A 13,899-nucleotide genomic window follows, 5' to 3' on the forward strand; every position below is an offset into this window, starting at 1 on the left:
GAATGGCAGGGTTCCGGAAGCTGTCCGGAGCTTGAATCTGGATCAAGAACAGAAGGGGCGCAGCCCGCGGGCGGGCTGCGCGGAACGGATTACGGCTTGCGCTTGAAGCCGGTGTCGTCGTCCATGTTGTCGTCACCGTGCAGCTTGTTGGAAAAGCCCGGGCTGCGCGGATAGCCGCCGGCGGCATCGTTCGAGTCGTGCACCGGTGGGCCGTCGTGCGAACCGGTCTGCGAGCCGTGGCGGTCGCTGCTGTCGGCGCCCGTGTTGCCCGGCGAGCGCGGCAGGCCGCCGGCCACGTCGTTCGACTGGTGCACGCCGGCGGCGTCGGAATTCTGGTTCGCCATCGAGCGCGAGCCGCTCACGTCCAGCTGCGTATTGCCGCGCTGGGCTTCCTGGCCGCCCAGGTTGCCGGCGCTGCTGCCGGTGTGCGCGCCCGGGCCCGGCATGCCGCCGCCCCGCGTCGACGGCGTGCCCGACTGGCGGTTGCCCATCGAGCCGCCCGGCGGCTGCTTCGGCAGTTCGCTGCGCGGGCCGTGCATGCCGCCCCCCTGCATATGGGTGGACGCCTGCAGGTTGCCGCGCACGGCGTCGCGGTGCATGTCGCGTTCCCGGCTCAGGTCCACGCCCGAGTCTTTCGGACGATGTCCGACGGGCTGTTCCAGCAGGCCGTAGGCGCCGGATTTCTGTTCCATCTGGCGCTGGTGGCTGTCCGTGATGCCTTGCACCGCGCCGGAGCCGCCGTTGATCTGGGTATCCATCGAGCCGCCGGGGATGCCGGCGTCGTCGCCGCTCGCGCGGCCGCCCATGCCCGAGACTGCGCCGCTCTGTTGGGTACCCATGATGTCGCGCTGCTGGTTGCCCTGCTGCTGCACGCCGATGCCTTGCGGATAGGTGTGGTCGAGGGGCTGGCCGCAGTCGGCGCTGGCGCCTTCGGAGCCGCGCGTCCATTTTTCGTTGGCGCCGTTGTTCGTCTGGTTGTTCGCTTCGCTGCGTTGGTTCGCGTCCATGATCGTCTCCTTGCGGGCTTGAACAACGCATGATGCGCGTCCAAACGTCGCTTCAGTATAGGAAGACGCACCGGGTATATGTAGGACGAATACTGAAGAGTCATTTACTACCGGAAGTAATATTTCAATATTGCATTTTCTGTCTCACATTGTCCTACAAAGTCATCTGAAATGCTCCTATAGTCTCATCCAATCGGCATGCCTAAGATGTCTCGGTCCGAACGCTCAACGGCGTACCCGATGGGAGTCGGCAGGCCTGCCGCAGGACGCGGCGGTTTCAACTGTAACGAGGAGAGAACCATGGCATCCAGCAATCAGGGCAATAAACAGAGTGGCGGTACCAAGAACCGCGGTTTCGCATCGATGGATCCGGAGCGTCAGCGCCAGATCGCCAGCGAGGGCGGCAAGGCCGCCCACCAGAAGGGCACCGCCCACGAGTTCACGTCGGAAGAGGCACGCCGTGCCGGCAGCATGAGCCATGGCAACCGCCAATCGGGTTCGGGTTCGTCGCGCAGCTCGTCCAAGGGCAACAAGCAATAATCGTCGCGGGCAGGACGGTGGCGGCACCGTCCCCCTGGCGAAGGTTCGACACGGGGAGCGGGGCTCCCCGTTTTGCATTTCTTTAACACAATTTCTACGGGGGATGGGGTAAAATCTTCGGGCTTTCAATCACTTAGCCCATAGGAATTCGTCGTGAAATCAGCGGTCATTCGTCAAGTCAAGAGCATGTCCATGTCGTGCGACCGGGTCGGCAATCTCCTGCTGACCAAGTTCTCCGCACACGGTGCGAGCGATGTCGCCGTGTTCGTGCCGGCGTCGGTCGTGTTCTGGCTCCTCAAGCATCTGCCGGTCAACCAGGATCCGACGCTGCAGCCGCCGCCGGCCGGCCCGCAGATCACGCAGTGGGACTGGGACAACCCGAACATCCCGCGCGCGTTCACGGTGCAGTGCAAGGTCTTGCCGGGCAAGATCAGCATGACGTACAACCTCGACCGCAAGCCGGACCTGACCGTCGTCCTCGACCGCAGCAACGTCGAGCTGATGCGCCAGATCATGCTGGCCTACAGCAAGGACTTGATCGACCTCGACGCATAAGCGGCAACCAGGCGGGCGTGGGCTCGGCTATCATGCGGTCTTCGAGTGTTAATCAAGGAACCCGCCCATGCCCATCAAGATCAGCCAGCTGTTCGATTCCGGTGCGATCGACGTCGTGGAGGCCACCGACCCGCGCCAGATCGACCTCAAGCTGCGCCGCGATTCTTCAGCCGACATCCACCAGTGGTTCCACTTCCGCCTGCAGGGCGCGCGCGGCCATGCGTGCACGATGCGCTTCCTGAACGCGGGCCAGGCGACGTATCCGAAGGGCTTCGAGGGCTACCAGGTGGCGGCGAGCTACGACACCGAGAACTGGTTCCGCGTGCCCACGTCGTTCGACGGCCAGGTGATGACCGTCAACCACACACCCGAGCTGGACAGCATTTATTACGCCTATTTCGAGCCCTACACGTGGGAGCGTCACCTGCGCCTGCTCGGTGAAGTGGCCGAGAACCCGATCGCACGCGTGCACGACATCGGCACGACCGTCGACGGCCGCGACATGAACCTCGTCGTGATCGGCAATCCGCAGGCCGAGAAGAAGATCTGGGTGATCGCGCGCCAGCATCCGGGCGAGACGATGGCCGAATGGTTCGTCGAGGGCATGATGGATGCGCTGCTCGACAATGCCAATCCCGTGTCGCGCAAGCTCCTGCAACGCGCCGTGTTCTACGTCGTGCCGAACATGAATCCGGATGGCTCGGTGCGCGGGAACCTGCGTACCAATGCAGCGGGCGCGAACCTGAACCGCGAATGGATGACGCCGTCGCCCGAGCGCAGCCCGGAAGTGCTGTGCGTGAAGAACAGGATCCACGAGACGGGCGTCGACATGTTCTTCGACATCCACGGCGACGAGGCGCTGCCGTACAACTTCGTGGCGGGCTGCGAGATGCTGGCCGACTTCACGCCGGACCGCCTGGCCGCCCAGAACGCCTTCATCGAGCGCTACATGGCCGCCAGCCCGGACTTCCAGAATGTCTATGGCTATGCGGCCAGCAAGTACAACGAGGAACTGCTGACGCTGGCCTCGAAATACATCGGCCACACGTTCAAATGCCTGTCGCTGACCCTGGAGATGCCGTTCAAGGACAATGCCAACCTGCCCGACCCGTACACCGGCTGGAACGGCGCGCGCAGCAGCGCGCTCGGCGCGGCCATCCTGCAGCCGATCCTGCAATCGCTGGACGATTGAGCGAGGAGAGCGCATGGGCATCGAAATCGAACGCAAGTTCCTGCTGGCCAATGAAGGCTGGCGCGGGCAGGGCACCCCGACGCACATGCGCCAGGGTTACCTGGTGGCCGATCCCGTGCGCACGGTGCGCGTGCGCATCGAGGGCGAGCGGGCCGTCATCACCATCAAGGGCAAGAGCGCCGGCGCCAGTCGCGGCGAGTGGGAATACGAGATTCCCGTGCCGGACGCAACCGAGCTGCTGGACGGCCTGTGCGAGCAGCCGCAGGTCGAGAAGATCCGCCACCGCATCGCGCATGCCGGCCATACGTGGGAAGTGGACGAATTCCTCGGCCTGAACGCCGGGCTGGTCGTGGCGGAGATCGAGCTGGCTGCCGAGGACGAGGCGTTCGACAAGCCGGACTGGATCGGCGCCGAGGTCACCGGCGACAAGCGCTACTACAACTCCAGCCTGATCCGGATGCCGTATTCGCAGTGGCCGGGTAGTGCATGACGTTTCAATAGAAGCGCAACCGATATTCATCCCGGGATGCCATTTTTTTTATTTTTAATGGCAATAGTGATAAGTGTCAAAACTGGTTCTCTCTACAATCGACCTTCGCAGCGCCGCCTGAATCCGGGCAGACGCGGGGAAAGGAAAAGGGAAACCAGCATGCGCGACGCCCATACGACACTCGATAAGCCGGAATCACGCGACGGGCATGGCCCTGGCCCGCATGCGGCACCGAGGTATTATCGTCCCGAACTGGACGTGCTCCGCTTCATCGCGTTCCTGTTCGTATTCATCACGCATCGCACCGACCTGGCGCCGATCGACCGGGCGCAGCACCCGTGGTTCCATGCGCTTGCGCAGATCGGCGTCTACGGCGTCCCGGTGTTTTTCTTCCTCAGCGCCTTCCTGATCACCGAACTGCTGGAACGGGAACGGGGCGCGACCGGCCGCATCGACGTGCGCGCCTTCTACGCCAGGCGGATATTGCGGATCTGGCCCCTCTATTTCCTCGTCTTTTTCGGGTTGGTGCTGCTGAACCATGTCCTGCCTGGCGCCGGTGCCGATTCGCCGACGAAGTGGATGTTCTTCATGCTGTTTGCCGGGAACTGGTACATCACGTTCAACGACTGGATCGAATACCCTGTCAACCCGATGTGGAGTCTCTCGGTCGAGGAGCAGTTCTACATCGCCATTCCCTGGCTCGCCTTGCTCGGCCGGCGTACGCTCGTCGCGGTCAACGTCGTCGTGCTGGCCGTGTCGTACGCCGTCATCGTCTACTATGCGCGCGGATTCACGCCCCACTCCGGCTTCAGCGGGCAGTGGACCAACAGCTTCGTCCACTTCCAGTTTTTCGCGGGCGGCATGCTGCTCGCGCTGGCGCTGCGCGGCCGCCAACCCGAATGGCATGTCGCCGTCCGGGTGGGGCTGCTGGCCTGTGCGGTCGGCCTGTGGCTGGTCGCGTCCATCGTGTGCGGGATCAAGGCCGATTTTCCCCACTCCACCGTGGCCCAGAGCCTGCTGGGCTGGCCTCTCGTGCTGGGGGGCGCGGCATTGATGCTCGTCGCCATGCTCGGCATGCCGCGCCGCTTCCTGCCCGGGCCGCTGATCTACCTCGGCCGCATTTCGTATGGCCTGTACCTGATCCATATTTTCTTTTTCTGGCTCGTGTACGACCAGTTCAAGCCCTGGCTGGCCCAGGTCTGCGCCGGCGCCGGCCTGGATGCCTGGCGCGACGATGTCGGCGCGGTGCTCGCCTTTGCCGCGACGGTGGTCGTTGCCTCGGTACTGTATCGTACGGTCGAGATGCCATTCCTGCGGCTGAAACGGCGGTTCACGTTCGTCCCCTCGCGACCCTGACCCAAACCCGTCCTTGGACCAGTCCAAACGGCGCGTGGTTGCGTTACCATGCGGGTTCGGAGTCATTTCAACCACGCAGCGAAACACGAGGCCGCCGACCATGTCCGAACACGTCCCTGAACTGATCCCCGAAAGTCTCGTCCCCGATTCCGAAGCGCGCGCCGCCATCGACCTGGCCACGCGCGGCCACCAGATCTATCCCGTCCTCTCCGCCGACGACATACAACGCATGCGCCGCTTCGGCACATGCCGAAGCTGGCCGGATGGCGCCACCGTGTTCCGCGCCTGCGTCGATTCGCCGGGCATGGTCGTCGTGCTGGCGGGGCGCCTGCTGTGCAGCCGGACGGATGCGCTCGGCAAGCGCGTGGAGGTCGTGGAGTACGGTCCCGGCCAGTTCAGCGGCGAAGTGGCCCAGCTGTCCGGCCGGCCGCCGCTCGCGGATGGCGTCGCCGTGGGTGACCTGGAAGCCCTCGTGCTCGATGCGGAGTGTCTGCGCGCCGTCATCGTGGCCGAGGCGGAGCTGGGCGAGCGCCTGATGCGGGCGTTCATCCTCCGTCGCGTGCAATTGATCAGCAATAAGCCGGGTGGCCCCATCCTCATCGGTCCGCCCGCGCATGCCGGCCTGTTCGAGCTGGAGAATTTTCTGTCGCGGAATGCCTACCCGTACACAAGGCGTGATCCGGACACGGACCCGGAAGCGGCCCAGCTCGTGCGCGAGCACTGGCGCAATCCGTCCGACTGGCCACTGGTGGCGCTGCCGGACGGCTTCGTGCTGAAGAACCCGACCCTGGCCGAGGTCGGCCGCTGCCTCGGCACCTTGCCCCGCATCGAGCGCGATGCCGTGTTCGACGTGCTCGTCGTCGGCGCCGGTCCGTCCGGCCTCGCCACGGCCGTGTACGCCGCGTCGGAAGGCTTGCGCGTGATGGTATTGGACCAGCGCGCGTATGGCGGGCAGGCGGGCGCGAGCGCGCGCATCGAGAACTTCCTCGGCTTCCCGACGGGCATCTCCGGCCGCGCGCTGGCCGGCCGCTCGTACGTGCAGGCGCTGAAATTCGGCGCCGAGGTCGCGATCCCGGCCCAGGCCACCCGGCTGCTGTGCCACGAACGGCCGCTCAAGGTGGAACTGGACGACGGCACGTGCCTGAAGGCGCGCACCGTCGTGCTGGCGTCGGGGGCACGCTACCGCAAGCCGGAGCTGCCCGATCTCGCCAGCTACGAAGGCCGCGGCGTGTATTACTGGGCCTCGCCGGTGGAAGCCCGGCTGTGCCGCAACGAGCCCGTCGTCCTCGTCGGCGGCGGCAATTCGGCGGGGCAGGCCGCCGTGTTTCTTGCCGCGCATGCGTCGGAGGTGCACTTGCTGGTGCGCGGGCCGGGGCTGGAGGCGACGATGTCGAGCTACCTCATCGAGCGCATCGCGGCCACGCCCAACATTCACCTGCATGCCCGGCGCGAGATCGTCGGGCTGCAGGGCGACGAGAATGGCCTCACGCACGTGCGTTGCCGCGGCCGCAGCAATGGCAACGACAGTGGCGACGAGCGTATGTTCGCCGTGCGGCGGCTGTTCCTGTTCATCGGCGCCGATCCGAACAGCGACTGGCTGGACGAGTGCGGTGTCGAGCTGGACGACAAGGGTTTTGTGATGACCGGCGCGGACACGCGCTCCGAACATGGCGCGCGGCCGCTGGAGACGAGCGTCGATGGCGTCTTCGCGGTGGGCGACCTGCGGGCCGGGTCGACCAAGCGCGTGGCGGCCGCGGCGGGGGAGGGGGCGGCGGCGGTGGCGCAGATCCACGCTTATCTGGCCGCGCTTGCCCGACACTGAGCGGTGGCGCATACGAGGCAAGCGCGTTGCTTGAACCTTCTAGTTGACAGCGGGCATAATGCTCGGACAAGTGGCCGCACGTCGTGCGACCTGGTCCGAGGAACCCGATGGCATATTCCAACCTGTCACAACCCAGCATTCTTGCGGTCCGTGCGACGGTCTTGCATTGTTGCGCCGTCGCGCTGCTGCTGTGTCCACGCATCGCCCTGGGCGACGACGCGGCGCTGGCCCGCCGCTTGTACGAGGCCGGCGCCATGGCCCGCTTCGTGCCGGACCAGGCGTCGAAGCAGCTGCGCGCCATGGAGCTGAGCATGGGCACGGCGCCGGCGCCGTTGCGGGTCGACTTCCTGTATTTCTACAGCACTGCCGAGCGCGGCATCGGCGACCTGGCGCGTGCGCTGACCCTGGCGGACCAGTTGGTCGAATATGGCAAGCGGAACAACGACAACGTGGCATTGGCGAAAGGCCTGGTCGGGCGCGCCAATACGCTTTACCTGCGGGAGGACCTGGCGGCGTCCCATGCCGCGTCGTTCGAGGCGGAACGCGTCGCCCTGACGACCAACGACATCCCGACGAAAGTACTGGCGACCGTCGCGGCCGGCCATGCGTTCGAAGAGGAAGGCGATTACCCGGCGGCGCTGGCGAAATTGCATGCCGCCGTCGACATGGCGCGCCAGATCAGGGGCGACACCGCACCGTTGGCGGGCGCGCTGCACGTGTTGGTGTTGCTGTATCTGAACATGGGCGACCTCGACAAGGGCGCGGAGACTCAGCAGGAATCGCTTCTCCTCGCCAGGAAGATGGCGGCGCCGGGAGCCATCGCGACGGCGCTGAGCGACGAGTACGCGCTGGCCGTCGAGCAAAAAGACTTCGAGCGGGGCCGGCGCGCCCTGTTCGAGGAACTCGAGCTCGAATCCCGCATGGGCGCGCGCCAGAGACGGGCGACCACGCTCGTCAACCTCTCGGATTGCTACCTGAAGGAGGGCCGGTTCCACGAGGCCGAGACCTGGGCCGCGCAGGCGCTGGAGGCCGCCATCGACGTCAGGAGCAACAACGACACCGCCACCTCCCGCGTCAACCTGGGCCAGGCACTGCTCGGGCAGGGACACCTGGCCGAGGGCAAGCGGCAGTTCGAGGCCGGCCTGGCCACCTATGAAAAACAGGGTGACGAGCCGGAGCTGCTGGCGATACTGCGCGAGTATGGACGCGCGCTGGAGCACGCCGGCGACTACAAGGGCGCCGTCGACGCCTACAACCGCGAGCGCAGCCTCTCCAGCAAGATCTTCGCCGCGCAGCGCCAGAAGGCCATCGTGGAGCTGCAGCAGAAATACGAGGCCGAGAACAAGCAGCGCCGGATCGACGCGCTGCGCCAGGAAAACCGGGCCGCGAAAGCGGAGCTGGACAACCGCCGCCTGCAGCAGCATATCTGGTGGCTGCTGGCCGTGACGTTCGCGCTTGCGGCGCTGGTCGTCGGCCTGCTCTACCGGAAAGTCCGGCGCGCCAACGCGGAACTGGAAGAACGGAACCTGCGCCTGAAGCGGCAAAGTGCGCTCGACCCGCTCACGGCGCTGTACAACCGCCGCCACTTCCAGGAATTCATGGACCGGCCCGGCGACGGGCGGCGGAGCGGCGATGGTGGCACCGTGGGCGCCATCTTCCTGCTGGACGTCGACCATTTCAAGAGCATCAACGACACGCTCGGCCATGCGGCCGGCGACACGGTGCTGAAGATGGTGGCGGACAACCTGCGCTTCGCCTTGCGCGAGACCGACATGATCGTGCGCTGGGGCGGCGAGGAATTCCTCGCCTTCCTGCCGGCCGTTGCGCGCGACGGCCTGGACGAGGTGGCCCAGCGCATCATGCGCGGCATCCCGGCGCAGCCGCTCGAGGTGCGGGGCGTGGGCGTACCGGTCACCGTCTCGGTCGGTTTCGCCCCCTTTCCGTTGTCGTACGGCGACACGGCGCTGACGTGGGAGCGCGTCGTCAACATCGCGGACATGGCCCTGTATCAGGCCAAGGCGCATGGCCGCAACTGCGCGTGCGGGGTGCTCGGCTTTCCGGGGGCGTCCGACACGACGCTCGAGATGATCGAGCGGGATTTGCAGCAGGCATCGCGCCGCGGGTGGGTGACGCTATCGGTAGTGCAGGGCGATGTGTGCGTGGAGGAGCCTGCGCACGCGCACGAGTGATGGCAATGCCAACGATATGCCGATGTTTGGTGGGCACGGGGTGCCCACCCTACGAGGATCAAGCGCCGTAGGGTGGGCTCCCCGAGCCCACCAGCAGCACGATCAGTGGAAGTGCTCGTTCCCCGCCGGCGTATCCTCCGGCATCTCTGCATGCACCAGTTCGCCGGTCGGGTCGGCGAACAGCGGGGCGCCGCAATCGTCGCAGTACTCGGCCACATAGCGTTCGCCGATGCGCTTGACGTGGGTGATGCCCACCTCGTTCAGGTGCTTGACGATCTCGTCCAGCGGCGCCAGCGGACGTCCGCCGCCGCCGGCCGGGCCTTCCACCGGCGTGCCGTCCTCGTCTTCCTGGCCGTACAGGGGCCAGACGATGCCGTACACGACGTCCGGCGACTGGCGCAAGGTGAAACCGACGCGGTATTCGTCGACCTGGTTGTCGCTCTCCTCGTCGCCGAAGCCGGCGATGACGGCGCGCAGGTCGTTCGGTTCCACGCCCAGCGTGTTCGTCAGGTAGTGCACGGCGGCGCGGATCGAGACCGGGCGGATCAGCTTGTCGGCTTCACGGCAGGCCACGTAGTACGCTTCCGGCAGCAACAGCTCGACGCCGCAGCCCGGCAGCAGGCGCGCGATGTTCGGGCCGGCCTGGGCGCGCCACTGCTCGAGGGCGTTCTCGCGCTCGGCCTCGAAGGCGATGTGGTGCTGCGGCTCCTGCCAGCGGAACAGCGGGGCGCCCGCAGGCGCCACGACGGCCACGAGCAGATAGCGCGTATCGGCCAGGAATTGCGACGTGTCCGGACCGGGCGCGGCCGGCTTGACGGTCGTGCCCTTGTGGGCGGCCTGCGCGAGCTTGTGCGTCAGGGCATAGGTCTCGGCATGGGTGCGCGGCAGCTGGTCGATCGAGTACAAGGTCGGCGCGATCGACAGTTTCGTGCCGTCGGCCAGCAGGTGGGCCGAGAAGTGCGCCGTCAGTGTGTTCAGGATCTCGCCGGGAATCGTACCGGATGCGATCGAGAAGCGGGTCCAGGCGAGGATCGGCGCGGCCACGAGCAGGGTCTGCCACGTGGTCTCGGTGCCGTCACCGGCCTGCTCGGTCATCGTCGAGGATTCGCTGACAGCTTCGACGCCATCCATCAGCACGTCGTACACCGCGAGATCGCCCTTGAACAGGACGTTGAGGGCGGCGTCGACGCTGTCCTGGTGGTTCGCCTTGAGCAGCTTCTGCAGCTGGCCGTCGAGGTTGCGTTCCCAGGTCCGTTCTTCGACGCGGCTGGCAGCCTGCACGATGGCATTGCTGATGCTGATGAGACGCTGGCTTTCTGCCGAGAGTTTGGGTGAGTCTTTGGAAGGGCGACGCATACGCTTGGGGAGTCTTTTCGGTAAGGGTGGCGTGTTCTTGGATCGTTCAGGGGGTCATGATAAACCCTTATCCCCGGTATTGTAGTTGATTCGCCCACACCTCACTAACACAGCGGCAACGTGGCGCCGTCGCATGCCGGCGTCGTCTTCATATTTCTTGTCGAGCAGCGCTTGTCAAAAACGATAATCGGAATCATAATGCGAATCGTTCTCATTCATGTTCTTGCCACCAGACGGCGCAACGAGACGCCCGGCAGAGCAGCCCCCACATTCCATGACCACGAATAACAACGTCGCAGCCTCCCGTACTTCCTTCATCACGAGCCGCAAGCACGCGCGCACGCTGCCGGCGCCCGCCCTGGCCATGCTGGCGTCGCTGGCGCTGCCGGCCGTCGCCCATGCCGGCCCGGACGTCACGCCCGATCCCACGATCCCGAGCGTCCAGGTGACGGGTGCCAACCAGCAGGCGATGTCCGCCAACGACAAGTTCACCGCGCCGCTGCTCGATACGCCGAAATCCGTCACGGTCGTGCCGGCCGACGTGATCTCGCAGACGGGCGCCACGTCGCTGACGGATGCGCTGCGCACCGTGCCCGGCATCACCATCGGCGCGGCCGAGGGCGGCAACCCGGTCGGCGACAACATGTTCATCCGCGGCTACAACGCCCAGACGGACACGTACATCGACGGCATCCGCGATTCCGGTTCGCAGTCGCGCGAGATCTTCGACGTGGAACAGGTCGAAGTCGTGAAAGGCCCGAACTCGGCTTATGGCGGCCGCTCGTCGGCCGGCGGCGGCGTCAACCTCGTCACCAGGACGGCGCAGGCCTATGACTTCAACCATGCCAGCGTCGGCATCGGCACGGACAAGTACCGCCGCCTGACGGGCGACATCAACCGCAACATCGGCAGCGACAGCGCCTTCCGCCTGAACGTGATGGCGCACGAGAACGACGTGCCGGGCCGCGACGTCGTCGGCGGCAAGCGCTGGGGCATCGCGCCGACCGTCACGTTCGGCCTGACGGGGCCGACGCGCGCCATCGTCAGCGTCTACCACCTGACCTCGCACGAGATCCCGGATACCGGCATCCCGTTCGACAATCCGTTCACGACCGGGACCAACGTCGCGAAGAACGGCAACGGCACACCGTTCGCCGTCGACCGCTCGACGTTCTACGGCCTCGCCGACCGCGATTTCCGCGACACGAAGAGCGACATCGCCACGATCGACCTGCGCCACCAGCTGGCCAACGGCATCACCCTGCGCAACGTCACGCGCTACGGCAAGTCGAACAACGACTACGTCTGGACCCAGCCAGACGACTCGAAGGGCAACACCGTGTTGTACGGCACCGTCTGGCGCCGCGCCAACACCCGCGTGACGGAAACCCGCACTGCCACCAACGTGACGAGCCTCTCGGGCGACCTGCAGACGGCCGCCATCAGGCACTCGTACAACGCGGGCATCGAGTTCGACCGCGAGACCACGGACCGCAGCAGCTATATCTTCACGCCGGGCACGAACAACCCGCTGACGGGTACCTTCACCTGCCCGACGTCGGGTGCGGCCACGCTGTACAACTGCACGACGCTGGTCGATCCGAACCCGTACGATCCGTGGGTCTATACCCGCACCGTCTCGGGCGCGCAGACGCACGTGAACACGAAGACGAAGTCGGCCTATGCGTTCGACACCATCGAATTCAACCGCGAATGGCAGGTCAACCTGGGCGCGCGCTACGACGACTTCCAGACCACGCTGACCACGCTTCCGACGGCAACGACGGCGGCCGTGCAGGCGCACGTCGACAGCAACTTCTGGAGCTGGCAGACGGGCCTCGTGTACAAGCCCGCGGCTAACGGCAGCATCTACCTGGCGTATGCGACGTCGGCCACTCCGCCGGGCAACGACGGCGGCGACGGCCTGGACGCGCTGACCGTGGCCGTCCAGAACCTGCAGCCGCAGCGCAGCAAGAACATCGAGCTGGGCACCAAGTGGGACGTGATGCCGGGCGGACGCCTGTCGCTGACGGCGGCCGTGTTCAAGAGCACGATGAACAATGCCCGCGTGACGGCGCCGGACGGCACGACGCAGAACGTCGGCCGCAAGGAAGTGAAGGGCGTCGAGCTGGGCTTCTCGGGCAAGCTGTCGTCGCGCTGGAGCGTATTCGGCGGCTACACCTTCCTCGACTCGGAACTGGCCGACAACGGCTACCTGAACGTCGGCACCACGGCCGCGCCGGTGTACGTGGTCTCGCCGTACAACGGCAACCGCTTCCCGGCCACGCCGAAGCATTCGGCCTCGCTGTGGACCACGTATGGCTTCACGAAGGACTTCACGGTCGGCATGGGCCTGAACACGATGTCGCAGGTCTATGCGAACGTGAACAACACCAAGTGGGCGCCGGGCTTCGCCCGCTTCGACGCGATGGCCAGCTATGTCGTCACCCCGGACATCAGCCTGCAGCTGAACGTGCAGAACCTGACGGACAAGCTGTACTTCGACAAGGTCTCGTCGCCGCACTATGCCGGCGTGGCGCCGGGCCGGTCGGCGACGCTGTCGGCCAACGTCAAGTTCTGACGTAGCGCGTGTCGCGACACAGCCCTCCCGGTCATTGCGGGGAGGGCTTTTTTGCATAAAGGAAGGTCATCATGATGCTGCATATCCCGGGCGTATTGAGTCCGGACCAGGTGAAGTCGATGCGCGCGCGCCTGGGCGCGACCGACTGGATCGACGGCCGCGCGAGCGTAGGCAGCCAGGGCGCGCAGGTCAAGCGCAACCGCCAGCTGGCGGAAGGCTCGCCTCTTGCGCTGGAACTGGGCCAGGTCGTCAGCGCCGCGCTGATGGCGAACCCGCTGTTCTTTTCAGGCGTGCTGCCGCTGCGCATCCTGCCGCCGTTCTTCAACAGCTATGCGGGCGGCGAGCACTACGGCCTGCACATCGACGGCGCCATCCGCGCGCAGCGGGGCGGGTCACCCGTCCGTTCGGATGTGTCGTGCACCGTGTTCCTGAGCGACCCTGCCGAATACGATGGCGGGGAGCTGACGGTGGTCGACACGTATGGCACGCACGAGGTGAAACTGCCGGCGGGCGATGCGATCGTCTACCCGTCGTCCAGCGTGCACGAGGTGAGGCCGGTGACGCGCGGCGAGCGCGTGGCGTCGTTCCTGTGGGTGCAGAGCATGGTGCGCGATGACAGCAGGCGCGCGATGTTGTTCGACCTCGATACCAATATCCAGGCGTTGCGCGCGCAGCATGGTGACGGCGCGGAGATGGTGGCGCTGACGGGGCATTACCACAACCTGTTGCGGATGTGGGCTGAGACGTAACGTATCGAACGAATGCGTTACGGTGGGTCGTAGGGTGGGCACCCCTGTGCCCACGCGAACGC

At 65.9% G+C, this 13,899-nt stretch carries 11 protein-coding genes; 9 read left to right on the top strand and 2 right to left on the bottom strand.

All coding sequences use genetic code 11. The annotated features are described in order from the left end of the window. Nucleotides 1-89: 89 nt before the first annotated feature. Nucleotides 90-1,007, bottom strand: coding sequence for a hypothetical protein (locus AC1DYX_RS03990; RefSeq protein WP_477256495.1), 918 nt, complete (start codon nt 1,005-1,007; stop codon nt 90-92). Between the two features lie 300 nt (nt 1,008-1,307). Between AC1DYX_RS03990 and AC1DYX_RS03995 the strand changes: the two genes are divergently transcribed. From AC1DYX_RS03995 to AC1DYX_RS04025, 7 genes are all read left to right on the top strand, one after another. Next, entirely contained in the window at nt 1,308-1,547 is a 240-nt protein-coding gene (locus AC1DYX_RS03995) for a KGG domain-containing protein (protein WP_477256497.1), read from the top strand. 153 nt (nt 1,548-1,700) lie between these two features. Beyond that, nucleotides 1,701-2,102 carry a hypothetical protein gene (locus AC1DYX_RS04000; RefSeq protein ID WP_477256499.1) on the top strand — a complete coding sequence of 134 codons (402 nt, stop codon included), beginning with the start codon at nt 1,701-1,703 and terminating at the stop codon, nt 2,100-2,102. Between the two features lie 67 nt (nt 2,103-2,169). Then, complete coding sequence (locus AC1DYX_RS04005) at nt 2,170-3,294, top strand: M14 family metallopeptidase (protein WP_477256501.1); 1,125 nt, start codon at nt 2,170-2,172, stop codon at nt 3,292-3,294. A gap of 13 nt (nt 3,295-3,307) precedes the next feature. Continuing rightward, the gene (locus tag AC1DYX_RS04010; RefSeq protein ID WP_477256503.1) at nt 3,308-3,784 is read left to right on the top strand and encodes a CYTH domain-containing protein; all 477 of its coding nucleotides are present in this window, start codon (nt 3,308-3,310) and stop codon (nt 3,782-3,784) included. 159 nt (nt 3,785-3,943) lie between these two features. Next, the gene (locus tag AC1DYX_RS04015; protein ID WP_477256505.1) at nt 3,944-5,140 is read left to right on the top strand and encodes an acyltransferase family protein; all 1,197 of its coding nucleotides are present in this window, start codon (nt 3,944-3,946) and stop codon (nt 5,138-5,140) included. A gap of 100 nt (nt 5,141-5,240) precedes the next feature. Continuing rightward, complete coding sequence (locus AC1DYX_RS04020; protein WP_477256507.1) at nt 5,241-6,962, top strand: FAD-dependent oxidoreductase; 1,722 nt, start codon at nt 5,241-5,243, stop codon at nt 6,960-6,962. 107 nt (nt 6,963-7,069) lie between these two features. Then, entirely contained in the window at nt 7,070-9,151 is a 2,082-nt protein-coding gene (locus AC1DYX_RS04025; protein ID WP_477256509.1) for a tetratricopeptide repeat-containing diguanylate cyclase, read from the top strand. A gap of 102 nt (nt 9,152-9,253) precedes the next feature. Here the strand turns inward: AC1DYX_RS04025 and AC1DYX_RS04030 are convergent, their stop codons facing one another. Next, nucleotides 9,254-10,507, bottom strand: coding sequence for a DUF2863 family protein (locus AC1DYX_RS04030; RefSeq protein ID WP_477256511.1), 1,254 nt, complete (start codon nt 10,505-10,507; stop codon nt 9,254-9,256). A gap of 274 nt (nt 10,508-10,781) precedes the next feature. Here AC1DYX_RS04030 and AC1DYX_RS04035 point away from each other — a divergent pair, with 274 nt between their 5' ends. Together AC1DYX_RS04035 and AC1DYX_RS04040 are read left to right on the top strand one after the other, a co-directional pair. Continuing rightward, nucleotides 10,782-13,088: a TonB-dependent receptor gene (locus tag AC1DYX_RS04035; protein WP_477256513.1), complete on the top strand. Its 2,307-nt coding sequence runs from the start codon at nt 10,782-10,784 to the stop codon at nt 13,086-13,088. Between the two features lie 71 nt (nt 13,089-13,159). Then, nucleotides 13,160-13,837 (top strand): Fe2+-dependent dioxygenase, encoded by a 678-nt coding sequence (locus tag AC1DYX_RS04040; protein ID WP_477256515.1) that lies wholly within the window; start codon nt 13,160-13,162, stop codon nt 13,835-13,837. The last annotated feature ends 62 nt before the right edge of the window (nt 13,838-13,899 follow it).

It is taken from the genome of Massilia sp. P2_C2, from assembly GCF_056404615.1.

Excerpts from the sequence above, each read along its gene's own strand:
- AC1DYX_RS04025 (WP_477256509.1), top strand. The coding sequence starts at position 7,070 with ATGGCATATTCCAACCTGTCACAACCCAGCATTCTTGCGGTCCGTGCG.
- AC1DYX_RS04020 (WP_477256507.1), top strand. The coding sequence starts at position 5,241 with ATGTCCGAACACGTCCCTGAACTGATCCCCGAAAGTCTCGTCCCCGAT.
- AC1DYX_RS04030 (WP_477256511.1), bottom strand. The coding sequence starts at position 10,507 with ATGCGTCGCCCTTCCAAAGACTCACCCAAACTCTCGGCAGAAAGCCAG.
- AC1DYX_RS04040 (WP_477256515.1), top strand. The coding sequence starts at position 13,160 with ATGATGCTGCATATCCCGGGCGTATTGAGTCCGGACCAGGTGAAGTCG.
- AC1DYX_RS03990 (WP_477256495.1), bottom strand. The coding sequence starts at position 1,007 with ATGGACGCGAACCAACGCAGCGAAGCGAACAACCAGACGAACAACGGC.
- AC1DYX_RS04035 (WP_477256513.1), top strand. The coding sequence starts at position 10,782 with ATGACCACGAATAACAACGTCGCAGCCTCCCGTACTTCCTTCATCACG.
- AC1DYX_RS03995 (WP_477256497.1), top strand. The coding sequence starts at position 1,308 with ATGGCATCCAGCAATCAGGGCAATAAACAGAGTGGCGGTACCAAGAAC.
- AC1DYX_RS04015 (WP_477256505.1), top strand. The coding sequence starts at position 3,944 with ATGCGCGACGCCCATACGACACTCGATAAGCCGGAATCACGCGACGGG.
- AC1DYX_RS04005 (WP_477256501.1), top strand. The coding sequence starts at position 2,170 with ATGCCCATCAAGATCAGCCAGCTGTTCGATTCCGGTGCGATCGACGTC.
- AC1DYX_RS04010 (WP_477256503.1), top strand. The coding sequence starts at position 3,308 with ATGGGCATCGAAATCGAACGCAAGTTCCTGCTGGCCAATGAAGGCTGG.